The organism is Phaeobacter cretensis, assembly GCF_047372505.1.
Taxonomy (GTDB): Bacteria; Pseudomonadota; Alphaproteobacteria; order Rhodobacterales; family Rhodobacteraceae; genus Phaeobacter; species Phaeobacter cretensis.
This window is the reverse complement of the sequence record NZ_JBKBEU010000001.1, coordinates 1,736,858-1,754,483: the sequence shown is the minus strand read 5'-3', so window position 1 is coordinate 1,754,483 and position 17,626 is coordinate 1,736,858. Positions and strand designations below refer to the sequence as shown.

The 17,626-nt window shown below is 53.9% G+C and carries 12 protein-coding genes; 8 read left to right on the top strand and 4 right to left on the bottom strand.

The window, feature by feature from the left end; genetic code table 11:
• Positions 1–133 precede the first annotated feature (133 nt).
• Positions 134–1,543: a pyridoxal phosphate-dependent decarboxylase family protein gene (locus tag ACEWZM_RS08500; protein WP_414006022.1), complete on the bottom strand. Its 1,410-nt coding sequence runs from the start codon at positions 1,541–1,543 to the stop codon at positions 134–136.
• A 227-nt stretch (positions 1,544–1,770) separates the two neighbouring features.
• Here ACEWZM_RS08500 and hpaR point away from each other — a divergent pair, with 227 nt between their 5' ends.
• Positions 1,771–2,205 (top strand): homoprotocatechuate degradation operon regulator HpaR, encoded by a 435-nt coding sequence (gene hpaR, locus ACEWZM_RS08495; RefSeq protein WP_414006021.1) that lies wholly within the window; start codon positions 1,771–1,773, stop codon positions 2,203–2,205.
• Positions 2,206–2,220: 15 nt separating this feature from the next.
• On the opposite strand, the gene ACEWZM_RS08490 is transcribed toward hpaR, so the two are convergent.
• Together ACEWZM_RS08490 and ACEWZM_RS08485 are read right to left on the bottom strand one after the other, a co-directional pair.
• Positions 2,221–3,495: a glycerate kinase type-2 family protein gene (locus ACEWZM_RS08490; RefSeq protein ID WP_414007984.1), complete on the bottom strand. Its 1,275-nt coding sequence runs from the start codon at positions 3,493–3,495 to the stop codon at positions 2,221–2,223.
• A 1-nt stretch (position 3,496) separates the two neighbouring features.
• Positions 3,497–5,080, bottom strand: a complete 1,584-nt coding sequence (locus tag ACEWZM_RS08485; protein ID WP_414006020.1) for a sulfatase-like hydrolase/transferase — start codon at positions 5,078–5,080, stop codon at positions 3,497–3,499.
• 205 nt (positions 5,081–5,285) lie between these two features.
• On the opposite strand from ACEWZM_RS08485, the gene ACEWZM_RS08480 reads away from it, so the two are divergent.
• The 7 genes from ACEWZM_RS08480 (at position 5,286) to ACEWZM_RS08450 (ending at position 13,723) form a co-directional block, all read left to right on the top strand.
• Positions 5,286–6,110, top strand: coding sequence for a DeoR/GlpR family DNA-binding transcription regulator (locus tag ACEWZM_RS08480; RefSeq protein WP_414006019.1), 825 nt, complete (start codon positions 5,286–5,288; stop codon positions 6,108–6,110).
• 98 nt (positions 6,111–6,208) lie between these two features.
• Positions 6,209–7,906 (top strand): Na/Pi cotransporter family protein, encoded by a 1,698-nt coding sequence (locus tag ACEWZM_RS08475; protein WP_414006018.1) that lies wholly within the window; start codon positions 6,209–6,211, stop codon positions 7,904–7,906.
• Between the two features lie 14 nt (positions 7,907–7,920).
• Entirely contained in the window at positions 7,921–8,760 is an 840-nt protein-coding gene (locus ACEWZM_RS08470) for an EamA family transporter (RefSeq protein WP_414006017.1), read from the top strand.
• A gap of 318 nt (positions 8,761–9,078) precedes the next feature.
• Positions 9,079–10,203 carry an extracellular solute-binding protein gene (locus ACEWZM_RS08465; RefSeq protein WP_414006016.1) on the top strand — a complete coding sequence of 375 codons (1,125 nt, stop codon included), beginning with the start codon at positions 9,079–9,081 and terminating at the stop codon, positions 10,201–10,203.
• Between the two features lie 151 nt (positions 10,204–10,354).
• Positions 10,355–11,467, top strand: a complete 1,113-nt coding sequence (locus ACEWZM_RS08460) for an ABC transporter ATP-binding protein (protein ID WP_414006015.1) — start codon at positions 10,355–10,357, stop codon at positions 11,465–11,467.
• A gap of 13 nt (positions 11,468–11,480) precedes the next feature.
• Positions 11,481–12,401, top strand: coding sequence for an ABC transporter permease (locus ACEWZM_RS08455; protein WP_414006014.1), 921 nt, complete (start codon positions 11,481–11,483; stop codon positions 12,399–12,401).
• Positions 12,398–13,723: an ABC transporter permease gene (locus ACEWZM_RS08450; protein WP_414006013.1), complete on the top strand. Its 1,326-nt coding sequence runs from the start codon at positions 12,398–12,400 to the stop codon at positions 13,721–13,723. The genes ACEWZM_RS08455 and ACEWZM_RS08450 overlap by 4 nt, the downstream gene beginning before the upstream one ends.
• A gap of 193 nt (positions 13,724–13,916) precedes the next feature.
• Here the strand turns inward: ACEWZM_RS08450 and ACEWZM_RS08445 are convergent, their stop codons facing one another.
• Complete coding sequence (locus ACEWZM_RS08445) at positions 13,917–17,438, bottom strand: glycosyltransferase (RefSeq protein WP_414006012.1); 3,522 nt, start codon at positions 17,436–17,438, stop codon at positions 13,917–13,919.
• Between the last annotated feature and the right edge of the window lie 188 nt (positions 17,439–17,626).

The following is a 17,626-nucleotide window of genomic DNA, read 5'->3' as shown; positions in this document are numbered from 1 at the left end:
TGTTTAGCAGATTGGAGAATATCTAGGTCGGGCGAGTGAGCAACCAGACATATGCTTGCTACGAGGGTATCGCCAGCAGACAGATCTTGTCCAGAAATTGGCCCCATCTGTGATGTTGGATCGTTCAGTTTTCTCAGAGGGTTCTGGCGATCTCAGTGATGACCTGGTGGGCCCGCATTACGTCGGCTTCCGTCGTTTCGAACTGGCCCGCCTGAAACCGGATTACCAGTGTGCCGTCGACGCGGGTCTGGGTCAGGTAGATACGGCCATCGTCGTTGATTGCATTCACAAGTTGCAGGTTCAGATCATCTAGATTCTCAACGCCGTCTGGGCGGTAGCGGAAGGACCATAACGACCACATCGGTGGCGTTACGATCTCGAAATCAGGCTCTAATTTGAGTTTGTCGTGCAGCTGGTTAGACCACGCTACATGATTGCGCAGCCGTTGGCGTAACCCTTCCAGACCATATGCGCGGATCAGGAACCAGATCTTCAGCGCCCGAAAGCGACGGCCCAGTGGCACCGACCATTCTGAGTAATTGATGATGCCGTCTTTGCCGTGTGTTTTGAGATATTCGGGGCTGATCGCGAGTGTATTGACAAGATCGTCTGGGTCTTTGAGGAAGTGAGCCGAGCAATCAAATTGCACGCCGAGCCACTTGTGCGGGTTGAACACGATGCTGTCCGCGCGTTCGATGCCGGGCCAATAATGCCGATATTCAGGGCAAATCATTGCAGAGCCGGCCCAAGCAGCGTCTACATGGGTGTAGAGGCCGTGTCTCTCGGCTACGTCCAGCACTTGATCAACGGGATCGGTCGCGCCTGTTCCAGTTCCTCCGACGCAAAGGATGATACCAGCGGGTTGGTGTCCTGCAGCGATGTCAGCTTGAATGGCGGCCTCCAAAGCAGTGGGATCCATGCCGCGCCAGTCACCTTTTACCGGAACGCGGATCAGGTTTTTTTGACCGACACCTGCGACCCAGATTGCCCGGTCAATTGAAGTGTGGACCTCTGATGAGCAGTAGATGCGCAGGTTTGTTTGCCCAAAAAGCCCCTGCTCATTTCCCTGCCAATTCAGGGCCTTTTCCCGCATCGTGAGGACTGCAGCAAGGGTGGCAGAGGAGGCGCTGTCTTGGATAACACCCCGGAATACTTCTGGCAGGTCCAACGACTGACGAAGCCAGTCCATCATCCGGGTTTCCATCTCGGTGGCGGCAGGAGACGTCTGCCAGAGCATGCATTGCGGCGCGATCGCCGAGGTCAGAAATTCAGCCAGAACCGATGGAGCAGCGGCGTTTGATGTGAAATAAGCAAAGAAGCGTGGGTGCTGCCAGTGGGTGATTCCGGGCATGACGATCTCTTCGAAATCAGCAAAGATGGCTTCCATGCCTTCCCCGGTTTCGGGCGGCGTTGTGGGAAGGGCATTCAGTACGTCACCGGGTTCGGTTCTGGCCCGCACCGGTTTCTCTCCGACTGTCAAATGATAGTCTTGTGCCCAATCGGCGACTTTCCGTCCCCAGTGAGAAAAATCACTCCAGTTCATTGCACGATCCTTTGGGCTGAAAGTTTGTACATCATTGCTTTGATTGTAATTAACATGTGCATCAGTTTGTGTCTATATTGCGCCTCTATCTGAAGACTGGAATGGTTCAGCGCTATTCCGCCAATTGACGCAAAGACAACGCAATATTGAGCAGCTTCGGAAGCAATCCTTCGTCAGATTGGGCACTGCGGATTTGCCTTTGTGTGCTTTGGCGGCAATAATCCGTCATGACCAAGCAGTTACCAAGCACAGACCGATCTTTGCCTATTGCTCTTTTGCGCGCGCGCGAGCGTGTGATGGGTCCAATTCGCGCATTGTTGAGCGATGCCGGGCTAACAGAACAGCAGTGGCGGGTGTTACGTGTTGTGCAGGAAGCTGGTGGCATTGATCCGACACAGATTTCTGAGCGTGCCTGTCTTTTATTGCCCAGTCTGACCCGCATCCTGCAAAAGTTGGAGGACAAGGGGTTGATCCAGCGTACAAAGGATCAGATCGACCGCCGCCGCCAGATTGTGAACATCACTGCTGCCGGCGGGCAGGTGATTGATAGCAATTTGCAGGCCAGCCTTGCTGTCATAGAAAAGACTCGCGATCAAATGGGCGATGAGCGCTACGAGGCGCTTTTAGATCTGCTGAATGAACTGCATCAGCTGGAAGAGTAGCTCTTTGACGCCATACTATCGCTCTGGCAATAACATGACTTGGACATCAGCGACATTGGTGCCCGTTCCTCCCGTTTTCAGAAGGTCACCCGCCATCGACAGTGCGGTGTTGCTGTCATTGTTGCTGAGTAAATCTTCCGGGTTTGCCCCTTTGTCATAAATCCGCTGCCATGTATTGCCATCGACAATACCGCCCGCCGCATCCGTGGGCCCGTCACGTCCATCTGTCCCACCAGTCAGGAAGGTCCAGCGTCCCCTTAGTGATTTTCTTCCGAGGCGCGCCACGTGCAATGCCAGTTCCTGGTTGCGCCCGCCTAAACCCGACCCGGTTAGTTGCACCGTGGTTTCGCCGCCAAAAATCAGCGCTGTCCTGTCTCTGAAGTCATGCGCCAGCGTGGCAGATACAATACGTTCGGCCGCTGCTTCAACGTCACCGGTTAACGCGTCATCAACGATGTGCGCTGACCAACCGCTACTTGAGGCCTTCTCTTGCATTGCTAATAGGCTGTGCCGGTTTGATCCGATCAGATGCGCCCTAGTTGCGCTTGTATCCGCTGAAACGTTCGAACTGCTCTCTGGCGTAGACAAATGTTCACGGACTGCGGTGGGGAGTTGCCCCCAAAGGCCATGTGACACAAGGCAGTCATGTGCCATTTTGCGCGAACCCAGTGGGGCGACTGTTGGGCCGGAGGCGATGGCTCTGAGATCATCACCAATTACATCCGACAGAATGTAGCTGGTTACTTGAGCAGGCCGAGCGCAGCGCAGTAGGCCGCCCCCTTTTAGATCGGACAGTTGCTGGCGCACGAGATTCATCTGGGTGATGTCAATTCCCGCAGCCAACAGAAGATCGGTTACCATTGTCTTATCTGCGAGCGTGAGGCCAGTTGCGGGCGCTACCGCAAGGGCGGAGCCTCCACCCGAGATCAATGCTACGACGCTATCATTTGGATTCAGGCCGCTAACTGCAGTACGAAGGGCTACCCCCGCTGCTACACTCATGCTGTTTGGTACCGGGTGGGCACCTGCCAAAACCTCAGCTCCGGTTACGTCAGCATGGTTTTCCGGGTTGGTTACAGCGACAGCAATGTCTGGATTTGGCAGTATTTCAATGGCCTTTCGCATCATCGGCACGGCGGCTTTGCCAAGTGCGATAAGGATCAGGCGGCCGTTGTGGTGCGGCGATAATGGCGGATGTTGTTGGAGACTCTCTGCGAGCGCCGCTGCCGGATTGGCCCGCGCAACGGCTGCTGCAAACAAGTCTCGGGCAGTTTTGCGAAGATCAGGCAGGTCATCCATTTTTACTATTCGCCTTTGAGAATGCAGTGGGCTGGTACCGTGTTTGTCTGCGTGGCCCCTTTGGTGTGATCGTATCAAGGGAAAGCGTATGATCCATGTTGCGCATACGGTGGCGTAGCATCTGCCGCGTCAGCCTGGCTAGATCAATCTGATATTCGGGGTGTTCGGCAACGTTCACTCGTTCGCCGTCGACCGCGTGATCAAACAGCAGTGGTGGCAGGTCGGCGGCAAATTCCACCAATGTGAATCGCGCGTTTCGCAAGATCGTGAGGCAAGAGTTACTGGCGTCCGTTCCAAGATGCTGCTGCCAAATACTGGGTTGTTCCGGCTCGGCAAAATCCAATTCGGAATAGCTGTAGTTGCGCCAATTGTCTGGGGTTTCACCAGCGAGAAGAGGCAGAAGGGAGCGCCCGTCCATTGCATTGGGTGGCGGTTGGCCGACCCATTCCAAAATAGTAGGTGTCATATCAATGGACTCGGTAATGTCCTGCACCACGGCTCCGGCCCTTGCCGCGTTACCTGGTTGGCGAATAATCAAGGGTGTCTGGTAAGCGGCATCATAGACCGAGAATTTGCCCCAGCTGTGCCGGTCACCAAGCATCTCCCCATGGTCAGCGCTGAGCACCACCAGCGTGTGTTCCAACTGGCCACTGTCACGCAGGTACTGCATGACCCGGCCGATATGGGTGTCTACTTCGCTGGCAAGACCCAGATAAATTGATCGAAGTGTCTGTACCGCCTCGTCGGTTGGCTTCAGATCCGGGAAGCCTTCGACAAAGGATGCAGGTGAAGAGGCTCGGGTTGTCGGATCAAGGAATGGATGCACAGCACGTTCATGTTCAACGCTGGCAAGCCGCTGCGGCAAAGGCAGGCTGGCGGGATCATACATTCGGTTGTAGGGCGCGGGCGCGACCAGTGGCGGATGTGGGCGTATATAGGTCAGATGCGCAAACCAGTTCTGGTCGCAATAGCCGGGCATCGTCGCCAGAAACCTATCGGTCAGAAAAGCGGTGTCGCTGTCTTCGGCCAAATAAGGTGCAGGATCATTCAGCTGCGCCGCGTCGCCATTTGGAGACAGTGGTTTGTAGATGTCCCAGTAGCGATCGAACTTATAACCTTTGCTTAGCAGATGCGCGCGCCAAGGGTGCGACATCTCCATTCTCATTTCCAGCATCTCGTGGAACCCACTCATGGGATATTCGTAGGTCTGCATTGCCGGATCGTTTGGGTGATAGACGCGAGGGTCGTGCGAGGTGTCAGTATAGCCAAACAGCATCGGTAAATAGCCCGCCTTCCGCATCTCTGAGGCGAGGTTCGGTGTGTCATGGCGTAGTGGCGTGCCATTGCGAACCGATCGATGGTTCATCGCATACTGGCCGGTCAGTATGGAGGCCCGTGATGGGCCGCATGGGTTCACGACAGTATAGTTTTTCTGAAACGTGACAGCATCTGCCATCAAAGCCTGAAGATTAGGTAGCGCCACATGTTCTGCCAACGCGCCAAACAGGCAATCCGCTCGCATCTGGTCAATCAAGATGAACAGGACATTCTTGCGCTGGTCTGAACGTGTATTCATGTGGTGCTTCCTTGCAGAGATCGCCGCCAGATAAGCCGGAATTTGAGAGCATAGCAAAGGGTTTGATGACCATATTACATCCCTATATGACCGAATATGTGGTGTTTTGTGCTTTTTTGTTTGATTGTATTGGTTGATGTGTGGTTTCATCCACCATGAAACTTTAGATATCTACCGAGGCTGCCAAGTGCCTGAAGATCAGAAGATGTCCCACCGCGAACTGGAGCTGCTAGAGGTCTTGCGCCGTCTGGGCGGTTCGGCGCGAAGTGGCGAATTGGCCAAAGTTCTGGGTGTGTCAGAAGAGACTGTACGACGTACGATCAAGGCCTTGGCCAAGCAAGGATTGGTGCAGCGGGTACATGGGGGTGCATATCTTACGGGGCCGGATGCAGCGGATAGTTTTTATCGGCGTATCTCCAAATATACGGAAGAAAAGCAATGTATTGCAGCCGGTGCTCTTTCCCATATCAGTGATGGGATGGCGGTCTTTCTCGATGTGGGGTCTACCACCGCATTCGTAGCAAAGGCGTTGCGCAGCCGAGCGAATCTGACGGTTGTGACCAATTCCATTGGTGTAGCTCAGACACTGGCCAATCATAATGGAAACAGGGTGCATTTTCTTGGAGGTGAGATCCAGAGCAATGAGCGTGGCACCTTCGGTCGTGTCGCAGAACAACAAGTGCGAGATTTTGCCCTGGATGTGGCGGTGTTGTCCGTGGATGCATTCTCTGCCAAACACGGTGCGCTTTATCAAAGTGCCACAGAAGCGCAGCTCGCGACTGTCGTCGCTGAGGCGGCGGAAGTGACACTGGTGGTTTTGGCTCACCCAAAATTTGAGGAGACCGGGCCGCATCGTGGACCGGAACCGGAAACACTGGATCTGCTTTTGACCGATGCGATGCCAGGCCGAAAGCATCGCCGCGCATTAGGAAATTGGGGCGTTCGCCTTGTGCTCGCTCCCGAGCCCGAGGGCTTTGAAGGGGCAAGCCTGGATGCCCAGAACAAAACAGTTGAGGCCACGGCTGAGTAAGAGGCTGATGAGACAGCGCGGCCTGTGTGGAACCATCACGCCAAGAAAAAACCGGCTGTCGAAAGGCAATGCCAAACAAAAGGATAAGACATCTCTCGATGGCTATTTTGAGCTTTCTTACCAGCCTCGCTGGCGCGGTCATGCTGCTGTTGTTCGCTGTGCGTATGGTGCGAACCGGCATCGAACGCAGCTATGGTGCAACGTTTCAGCGGCTTTTGACTGGGCAGCGTAGCCTGGTTCAGGCCTGTTGCGTTGGAGTTGGCATGGCCATTGTGCTGCAGAGCTCTGCCGCTGTAGCGCTATTGACCTCAGGCTTCGCCGCGAGCGGATTGCTTTCTTTTGCGTCGGGTTTGGCGATTGTTCTGGGCGGGGACCTTGGGTCGGCACTAATTATCCAACTGCTGTCGTTCCGGCTGGATTGGTTGGTACCTGTCTTGCTGGCGGTTGGCGGGTATTTGTTTGTTAAGGTCGAAGCCAAGAAAGCCCGTCAGATGGGGCGTATCTTGATGGGGGTTGCGTTTATCCTGATTTCGCTTCGCTTCCTGCGTGAGGCCATGGATCCGATCCGCGAAAGCGTTTTTCTACCCGCGATTGCCGAATACCTTGCGCGCGATTATATCACCGCATTCATCGTTGGTGCAGCATTGGCGTTTGTTATGCATTCATCTGTGGCGGCCATACTGATGTGTGTCACATTGGTACAGATAGACGCGATACCGTTTGCGGCAGGGCTATCACTAATGCTTGGCGCGAACTTTGGATCGGCTTTCATCCCGGTCTGGTTAAGCCGAGGCATGTCTGCAGCAGGACGGCGCATACCGCTGGCAAATCTGGGACTGCGCGGCACATGGGCGGTGATCTGCGTATTCGGAGCCAACATGGCGCTTCGGGCAGGTGTGTTAGGGGTTCCGGACGGAGGGCAGGCACTGGTCTATGCGCATCTGTTGTTCAACGCCACGCTGTTGATCTTGGCACTGCCTTTTTGCCGCAAGCTACATGAGGCCATGACCGATATCGTGCCGAACCCGATGACACCGCAAGACAATGCGCACGGTATGCCGGTCAGCGTGTTGAACACCGATGACTATTGCCAACCAAATCAGGCCGTCACCAGTCTTAAGCGGGAGCTTTTGCGAATGTCAGATTTGGTTGGGTCTATGTTTCGACCTATTCCTGACCTCTATCAGCATGGCGATCGCGAGCAGATCAAGGCGGTGCAGGCTCTGGATCAAGAGGTGAACAAGTGCCTTTCGGGTATCCGCAGCTATGTCGCCGGTATGCCAACTGAAGGGATTGGGAAAGAAAATGCCAAAGTAGCCCGTGATTTGGTGGAATATGCTATTCGGTTGGAGACAGCGGGAGATGTGGTTGATGAACGTCTCGCGGCCCTTGCCAGCACCATGCACAAGAAGGACGTCCGGTTTTCCAAAGAAGGCTGGAACGAGATCACCCGAATGCATGAGGTTATTGTTGCCAATATGCAGTTGGCATCCAATGTGCTGATCTCGGATGATTTGGAAAGTGCGCGCCTGTTGAGTCTTGAGAAGACAGAGGTGAAACGGATGGAGCGCGACAGCCGCAAACGCCATTTGCGTCGGCTACAGCGAGGCGCCACAGAGAGTTTTGAGAGCTCTGATATTCACCTTGAGACACTGCGTGCTCTGCGCGAATTCAACAGCCATATCGCTGCCATTGCCTATCCTATTCTGTATCGCAACGGACAATTGCTGGAGACTCGGCTTATCAACGATATGCCTGCCGACGAAATAGATCGGTTCCCGGACCGGGTCGAATAACCTGAAAGCCTGACATGACGCCCTTCGTAGTTGTCATCATTCTGTCGGCTGCCCTGTTGCACGCGATTTGGAATGCCATCGTCAAGACAGCAGTCGACCGGACCACAACATTGGGCCTGATCGCGCTGGGTCATGTGATTCCCGGCGCGGTCATGGTGGTTGCACTCCCCCTGCCTGCGGTGGAAAGCCTGCCGTATGTCGGACTCTCGACTGTCGTTCACTTCGGGTATTTCTATATGTTGTCGCGTGCCTATCAACATGGTGATCTCAGCGTAGTATATCCAATTGCACGCGGTATTGTGCCCGCACTGGTGTCGCTCTGGGCGATGATCTTTGTGGGTGAGATACTGCCATTGCAGGCCTGGGCGGGTATCGCATTGATCGCAGTAGGGATACAGCTCAGCAGCTGGAAGGCACTGAGGTCCGGCGTGGGACAGAAGCCGCTGTGGTATGCGCTGGGCACTGGGTTTTTTATATCGGTTTACTCTTTGGTGGATGGTGTTGGCGTCCGCCTGTCAGGCAATACAGTTAGCTATTGGGCTTGGGGCGCATTTTTACACGTGTTTGTTGCCGTGTTTGTTCTCAAGCGAAAACGCGAAACGCTGCCTGATTTGCCGCTTCGGGTGTGGGCATTGGGAATTGCTGGTGGCTTGGTGTCGATGTGCGCCTATGGGCTTGTGTTGTTTGCCAAGAATTTCGCACCTCTTGGCGCGGTGTCAGCCTTGCGCGAAACATCGGTCATCTTCGCGGCGCTTATTGGGTTTTTGATCCTGAAAGAGGGGAACTGGAAGCGCCGATTGGGTGCCGCGTTACTCATGGCCGGAGGCGTTGCGCTTATTGGTTTAGCGATATGAGGTTTACGTTGGTTTTGTGAACACTTCCGAGGTGTTGCGGCGTTGACGTGAGGGGTGTTCGAGGCGCAGACTGTTTGTTGTGGAACCATCTGAGAGTCGGCACTTACTGTCAAAATATGTGCAACCGTTTTGGTCCGGCTATAGACGGAGCAAAGCCAAAACTGGCCCCATAAATGTCCCGCTCGGACCTTTTCTGGCCTTATCGAATTCTGAATCTGTCACTGTAGCAACAGGAGTGTGTTTCGCAGAGTTCCACGACCAAAAGCAAAAGCAAAAGCAAAAACAAAAAACCAACAGATCCATAGGGAGAAAGACAATATGACTGCAAAGTCCAAAGTAAGCCGCCGCTCTATTCTGAAAGGGGCAGGCGCCGCAGCACTAGCCGCGCCGCTCTATTCCAAGAGCGCACTGGCGTCATCCGGCGAAATCAACATCCTGATGTGGTCGGACTATCTGCCACCCGAGTTTATCGCAGGATTTGAAGGCAAGACCGGAATCAAGGTGAACTACACCGGTATCGGGTCGAACGAAGAAATCATCAACAAGATGAAGGCCACCAAAGGCCAAGGGTTTGACATCGTCTCCCCGACCAACAACCGCTCTTTGCAGTGGGGACCTTTGGAATTGCTGAAGCCGTTTGACCTGAGCAAAGTCAACGTTGATGCAGTGAACCCTGCGATGGCCAAAATCGGCACAGACGCATGGAATTTTGACAATAGTGGAGCTCATTGGCTGCCCCACATCTGGGGGACCGAAGGCATTGCCTACCGGACCGACAAATGGCTGCCATCGGGTGATGCGCCGTCATATGGTGACGTCTGGAGTGAAGAGAACGCCGGTAAAACCATGGGTCGTGCGCATTCCATGATGTTGGGTGCTGGTCTCTATATGGAAGCTTCCGGCGAGATGGAGCCTGGCTCCATCTGGTCTGCATATGGCGATGAAGAAACCATGCGTAAAGTCTGGGGGCAGGTGACTGATTGGTGTGTGGCTCGTAAAAACCGCATCAAACTGATCTGGAACGACGCTGACTCTCAGAAAAACGGTCTGCTGAACGAAGGCGTCGTTGTTGGTCAGACTTGGGATGGTCCACCGCTGGCACTGAAGTCCGCAGGCGAACCTGTGCATTATCAGTCACCTGTTGAGGGTGCTATGGCTTGGGTGGACGGTATCTCGATGCCTGTTGGTGCGAAGAATGAAGAGCAGGTCTATGCTTTCATCGACTACGCATATGAACAGGAGCCCGCAGGTAAGGCCATCGACAGCCACGGATATAATTCACCTGTGCTGCAGGCTGACGATTACTCTGGCGATATCTATAAGAAGAACTTCGCCGAAGCCTATCCCGGCGACAGCCTTGCCAATCTGAACCCATGGCCTGCTGAGGCACCTTGGTATGCAGATGTGCGTACTGAGTTCGTCAACAAGTTCAAAAGCGCCTGATTTTCTGATCAGATGATCCTTCTGGCTCCCGTGTGAACGGGGGCCAGCCACACGCCTGAGGGCGTAAATTCAATGTATTATCAACCGGATGCTATCTGCATCGACCGGGGCTTTGTCGCCGGACGGACGGTTGCACCGAGGGAGAAGCCACATGAGTGCTGGGGTTGGCGTAGATCTTGAGAATCTCTGGATCCGCTTTGGAGATTTCGTTGCGGTACGCGACGCGAATGTCAAAATCAACGGAGGCGATTTCTTTTCGTTCCTAGGCCCGTCTGGCTGTGGCAAGACGACGATTTTGCGGGCTGTTTCAGGCTTTTTAGAACCGAGCGAAGGCAACGTGCTGATCGGTGGGAATAATATGCGCGGGATCGGCCCGAATAAACGTCCGACTGCGCTGATTTTTCAGAACTTGGCGCTGTTCCCGCTGATGAAGGTTTGGGAGAACATTACGTTCTCCATGGAAATCAACGGGGCCTCCGCCAAAGCCCGCCGCAAGCGTGCCGATGAGCTATTGGATATGATCGCACTGCCTGGCCAGGGCGACAAGCTACCATCGGAGCTGTCCGGTGGTCAGAGACAACGGGTTGCCATCGCGCGCGCGCTGTGTGCTGAGCCCGATGTTCTGTTGCTGGATGAACCGCTGTCGGCGTTGGATTTGAAACTGCGCCAGCATATGCGTACAGAATTGCGTGAGATCCAGCAGCGTGTCGGCATCACCTTCATTTATATCACGCATGATCAGGGCGAAGCGCTGACCATGTCAGACAATATCGCTGTGATGCGTGCAGGGGTGATTGACCAGATCGGTGACGGCAAGGCTGTTTACAACGATCCTGCCACAGCATTTGCGGCCTCGTTCGTGGGTGAAAACAATGTGTTTCGCGGTAAGGTCAAGCGCGTGATGGGCAATGAAGCGTTGATCGCCACCAACCGCTCCGGGGAGCTGGTCGCGCGAATTTCCTCTGCCAACCAAGGCAAATTGAAAGAAGGCGATGACGCGATGATGTTCATCCGTCCAGAAGCGTTTGCATTGGCGCCGCAAGGGAAGAGCGGAGACCGTGTCGTAACGGCCAAAGTCAACCACGAAGAATTTGAGGGCAATGCTTTCAATATCTTCATGGAGGGCGACGGTGGCAAGGAGTTGAAGGTCTCTATCCCCAACCTCGGCCAGTCGTTTGAGGACCATACAGGTCAGAATATCACCCTGGAATATGAGACGCAGAATGCTGTCATCGTACCCGCGGGTGAGCTGGCTGCAGAATAGGGAGGCCCAGACCATGCCAAGGTTCCTGAGGGAATTCTTCAATCGCAACGGCTATGGGCTTGGTTCCCTGATGCTGGGGTTGGTCCTATTCTGGACTATTGGCCTCATTATCCTGCCGCAGCTGTCGATGCTCGACTTTTCTTTCCGGCCTAATTTGCCGCCTCCGGAGATCGGGGGGCCGAAAGATGTGTATACACTGGAAAACTACAAATATCTGGTCTTCGGACCCGAAGGTGGTGGTCAGGACTTTAACGCGGTCGATCTGCGCGTGTTTTTCCGGACGTTGGTTGCTGCAGTCTGTGTGACTCTGTTCAATCTGGTCCTGTGCTATCCGATCGCTTATTACCTCGCACAGACCAAGGGAAATCACATTCGTATCTTCGCGTTGATGTTGATCATCCCTTACTGGATCAATGAAATTCTGCGGGCCTTTGCCTTGCGAATTATCTTTGGCGAAAGCGGAGTGTTGAATACGGCGCTTGTTGGTATGGGTGTATTCGACACCCCGTTTGATTTCATCCGCAACGATATCGCGCTCTATGCAGGGCTGGGATATGCCTACATCCTGTTGATGATCTTCCCAATCTATAACGTGATTGAGAGTCTGGACCGCAACCAGATTGAAGCCGCACGTGATATGGGAGCCAGCTGGTCGAAGATCCACCAACGCGTTGTTATACCCTATGCCAAACCCGGTATCAGCTCGGGCTGCACAATGGTGTTCATGCTATCCGCTGGTGCGCTTGCTGCACCTCAAATCCTTGGCGGGCCATCGTCTTTGTGGTTCACACAGCTGATCTATCAACAGTTCAACGATAACAGCGATTGGCCACAAGGGGCCGCCTATGCGGTGGTTCTACTGGTGACCTGTATTCTGTTGGTTCTGGCCGTCATGCGCCTGTTCAAGGTGAACATGGGAGATATCGGCAAATGAAGAACTTCTCCTTTCTGCGCCTGAGCGTCTGGTTCTATCTGGCGATTTTCTTCGCCTATCTGTTGGGACCGCTGTTGATCATGTCCGTCACGGCCTTCAATTCGCCGGGCTTCCCGCAGGCAACGCCTTGGGAATGCCTGACATTTGAATGGTTCTCGGCTCTATTTCAGGACGAACGTATTCTGAATGGAATCAAGAACTCGATCCTTGTGGGGGCTGGCACAGTAGTGTTGTCGGTGGCTATGGGTCTTGCGGGCGCGCTGATGCTGACCCAGATCTGGCCCAAGCTGCGCGCGACCTACTATACTGTTATCATTGCACCGATCCTGATCCCGGGTGTGGTGATTGGTATCTCCACACTTGTGTTCTGGGACCGTATCAATCGCCTGATCGGGTTGGAGGCTGATAGCTTCCTTTCAAACGGCCTGTTCCTGACAATCATCGGCCAGTCCACTTTTATCGCCAGCTATTGTATGCTGGTGTTGGTGGCACGTTTGCAGCGGTACGACATTGCGCTGACAGAGGCAGCCCTGGATCTTGGCGCGACACATGCGCAAGCATTCCGCAAGGTGCTGTTGCCGTTCATGAAGCCTGCGATCGCTTCTGCAGCTGTATTGGCGTTTCTCGCTAGCTTTGAAAACTACAACACCACCACATTTACCTTTGGTGAGTATCCAACCTTGACGATCGAGTTGGCACAGAAAGTTCGCTATGGGATTACGCCTGCGATTTCTGCTTTGGCCTTCATCATCGTTGTACTGACGGTCTTTGCTGCGCTCTTCAATGAGGCAACCATCCGTCGGCGCGAGCTTGTTGCTGCCGCACGTAAGGATGCGACGGTGGAAGAGTTGGAAAGTGGCCGTCTGCGACTTCCTGGTTTTCTGAGCTCAAACTGGGCTGCTCTCGGGTTGGTCGGAGTTGCCTGCTTTACCATTGTGATTGTTGGAACCGCGTCGGTCTATAGCCCTGCACAATGTATTGCGGACGTTAAAGAACAGAAGCGTTTGGAAACTGACCTGCGTATCCAGGAGTTGCGTCAGCGCCGGGCCGAAGATGCTGCCCGCCGGGCTGCGGAAGAGGCTGAAAACGGTGGCTCGAATACAACTGAAGTTCCCACTCAGCCTTCAACCGGTGGCGGAAACAACTCCGGCTTCGGGGGCGTATTCAACCCGAATGCTTTGGGTGGGGATAACAACTCCACTCCAGAGGCAGAGGAGAAAAGCAGCGCGCCTGCAGCACCAGAGACCGGAGGAAGTTCTGCCTTCGGGGGAGCCTTTGATCCAAATGCGCTTTCAGGTGGAGATGCCTCAGACGGCAACTAATTCCTATCTCCAGCAAGCGAAAACCCTGTCCAAGAATTGTTTTGGGCAGGGTTTCTTTTATGTAGAACGTCAATCTAAACTTTGAATAGGGCACTTGCCTCCAGCAAGGCCGGGTTCGTAGTGGTTTTTGTAACGATCTTACGACGAAGTAGCCTTGTTGCATCCTATGTCGTAATTTTGCTTGTTCAGTTGCTCATCCGGCGTGTGCGCGGGCAGCGACCGAGCGGCGGGCTGGCGCTTGAGCGGAACCAAAACGGCGCAGTTTGTGCCAACCTGTAAGGCGTCCGGTAAGGATCCGCCACAATGACCGATAGACATTGATGATCAGCAGCTGACGATAGATCAGTCGGTTCAGCAGCAACAGAAATACCATGGCTCGTGGCGTTGATGGCTCCGACCGTACCGCGTAGTCGGCCATAATCATTTCGAGAAGCGGTAACGCAAGGAAAATAGCGAGCACTGCATAGTCTCGGACAGTGAAAGCATCAAAGGTAGTGCCATCAAAACTGGAGACAAAACGGACGAGCATAAGCACCAAAAGGAGGTCGATAATCGGACCAAGCAGCGGCATGATCACTCCGAAAACCACTAGATCGGTAAGTCCGACCAGCCCGATGGCGTGCCCTTTTCGGATGGTACTACGATGTTTCCACGCCGATTGAAGGATCCCGATCGACCAGCGCATCCGCTGTTTCATCAGTGTTCCAACCGAAGCCGGAGCTTCAGTATAAGCATAAGCCCGCTCGGCTGCTCGGACTTCATACCCTCGCTCCAATAGGGAGATCGTAAGGTCTGTATCTTCGGCCAGGGTTTGGCTGGAATAATAACCACATTGGCGGACTGCCTCTGTCCGCCAAGCGCCAAACGCACCGGGGACCACCATGATTGCGTTGATCGTCTCATAAGCGCGGCGATCGATGTTCTGGGCGACGGTGTATTCCAACTTTTCAAGTTTGGTCAGAAGGTTGTCAGAATTCCCAACCATGATTTTTCCGGCTACTGCGCCGACTTTTGGATCCCGTAGTGGCTGCATTAGGCGGCGTATCGCATCCGGTGCGACGATGGTATCGGCGTCAATTGCCACAACGTAGTCAGTCGTTACATGTGCAAAAGCGAGGTTGGCAGCCTTCCACTTGCCACCGTTTGGCTGGCGTAGAATTTGGACGTTGGGATTGTGTCTATATGTTTTGGTGACCAGTTCGTATGTTGCATCGGTTGATCCGTCATCGACAACAAGTACGGATAGGTTCTGGTAATCTGAATCCAGTACGCTATAGATCGTTTTGAGAATGCCTTTTTCTTCGTTGTAGGCAGGGATCACGACAGTAACGGGGGCTGAGAAGTCGCCGGTCCGATGTCGAAGATCTGCACGGTCAGCCCGACGGGACCGGATAGCCATAACAAACAATACAAGAGCGCGGACCACTCCCAGCAGCACTGCAAAGGGAACGAGAAACGCGACCCAGGTCGCACTGTTGCCAACGCCTGTGAATGCGAGCGCTTCGAATGGCTCAAGGCTGGTGACCTGACGCGTTTCATAGGGGGTTCCGAACCCCGCCATTGCCTGGTCAAGAGTCAGAAATTGATAGCCACGCGCTTTCAGCTCCGGCACCAAAAGACGCAATGCCTCGATAGTATTGCTGCGCTTGCCACCGCCATCATGCAACAGAAGCACTTGGCCGCTACCGTCCAGCGCGTCCGTGGTATAGTTTACAAGCTGCTTGGGGCTAAGGCTGCGCCAATCTGGTGGGACGATATCAGCGCCCAAAAGATGGTAGCGCTGGTCGATTATCGTTTTCAACCGGCGCGCCAGATCGCCTTCTAGCGGACCTGGGCCACGCATATAGGGCGCGCGGAAAACGACAGGTGTACGGTCGGTCAGCCAAGAGAAAATCCGCGATTGCAAGGCCAGCTCCACCTGTACTCGGGCGGGCGATGTCTTATCAAGCTGAGGGTGGGAGAATGTATGAAGGCCGAAGTCAAATTCAGATCTCGCAAGTGCATCAACTACATTCTTCTGTTCGAACATCTGATTGCCGACCATGAAAAATGTCGCAGGCACATTGGCGTGGTTCAGTATGTCCAGGATTTCCTGTGTGTGACCCTGTGCTGGCCCGTCGTCGAATGTCAGCAGGATAGATTTGTCAGGCAACGCCCCGTAGCGTTCAGCAATAACGGGGGTCGGAAGTGGGTCGGTTACTGCATCGGTTACCATCAATGTCTCGGCGTCGCGGGTAACATGACGACGTCCAAGGACCTCGGTTTGGTCGAACCGAAGAAATGCGCCTGTTCCGCGATACGAGACGAAGCTGCCAAGATCGATTTCACGCAGCGTGTCGAACGCATCATCCGATAGGATATCGGGCTTGGTGAGAAGCGGCCAAATTGACGGGTCCTCTTGTCCTAAACCCCAGATCGCGACACCGTCGATCCCGGATTCGGCGATGCTAAGCAATTGGCTATAGTGGCTCACGGCATCCAAATACCAGATCATGTTCCGCTCGCCGTTGTCATCCATATAGGAAATCAAGCCATGGCCTTTGCCCGGAGCATATCCTGCGAAAGCGCCATATTGATCGGCTTGGGACATTGCATCTGCGTAACTGATGAATTCGGGTGTTGATGCGCCTGTGGTCCAATGAACTCCACCGGCGGCAAGGCCAATCACAAGTTTTTCGCTTGGAATGGCATCGCGTGCCCGTTCCAGAACAGTCTGAAACCAGTCCAATGGTGCAGGCGATTCTTCATAGATGCTGAGACGATAACTATTTTGTACCGCAGGTAGAATTACCCTGTCTGGCAACTCTGTCCCAGACGGTAGTGCCTCAATCTGATCAGGTGCAATGACAGCGCAGGATTCCAACCCTTTGGCGATGAAATCGTCTTTTACGTCACCCAACTGGGTCAGCGCCTTTTGCAGGTTCTGAGTTTCTAGCCGCCGCAAATCAAAACATAGGCCTGACCATCCGTGCCGAACGGCGAGTGCTGCTGCCTTGGACCAGTGTTTGGAAGCCCTTCCGTCAAGCGCATTGGCTTGTACGTGCATCAGAGGTTGGATTGGATGGTCGCCAAAGGGATTTGTACGCACCACATACGGGGTGCCGAAATCTTGATTGCCGGACTGCAACCAATCGATCCCGTTCTCGCTGATTATTAACCATTCCGGAACGAACACATTGATCGTGTCGCAGGTCCGCTGGACTGAGTTCGAGACATCTTCCAGATCGGCGGTCACAAAGGCGTATAGCCGAGAGGGATTATTGTTTGCACTGCGGGGGGTACCGGGTTCTTGCTGGCAATAATCTGAGAACGTAGAGGAGGTGTTGTGATGAAAGCTGTCGAGTTGATCGTTGCCGCCATTACCTTCCAGGCTATCGCTTTTGGGTAAGAAGCGACGCCAGTCCTGGCTGATAGTATTTTTCGGTTCACTATGTTGAAACAATGTGCGTGCCAGCTTGAATTCCACTATGACGCTTTGGGTCACAGCCACAACCATCGCAATCGCCAGCCCTAGAGCTATGACGAATAGGGCCGCTGCCAAAAACGGTCGAGTTGAACTTGTTGCCTTGAAAATCTGTTTTTGCGCATCCGTCGAGTTGGTCATCTCGGCGGGTAAGATTTCAGTTGGAAAGGTCTTGTGATGATAAGCACCCTGTGCAGAATCTTGCGATCTGCATGATGCTGGCTCCGGCCGGTTCTTAGTTTCTGTATACATCACTTGCCAACCCGTTCGAATAACGTGCTACTTTTTCAGTTACTAATTTGGGGGGCAGGCGATTCTCGCCAGAAGTCACATCCGCATGAACCATTTTGATTCCACGTCCGATAATTAAGTTTTTAACAAAGTCCTAATGATAATTCAAGATGGGCATTGCGAGTCGTTGCAGTTAAACTTGCCCGCGC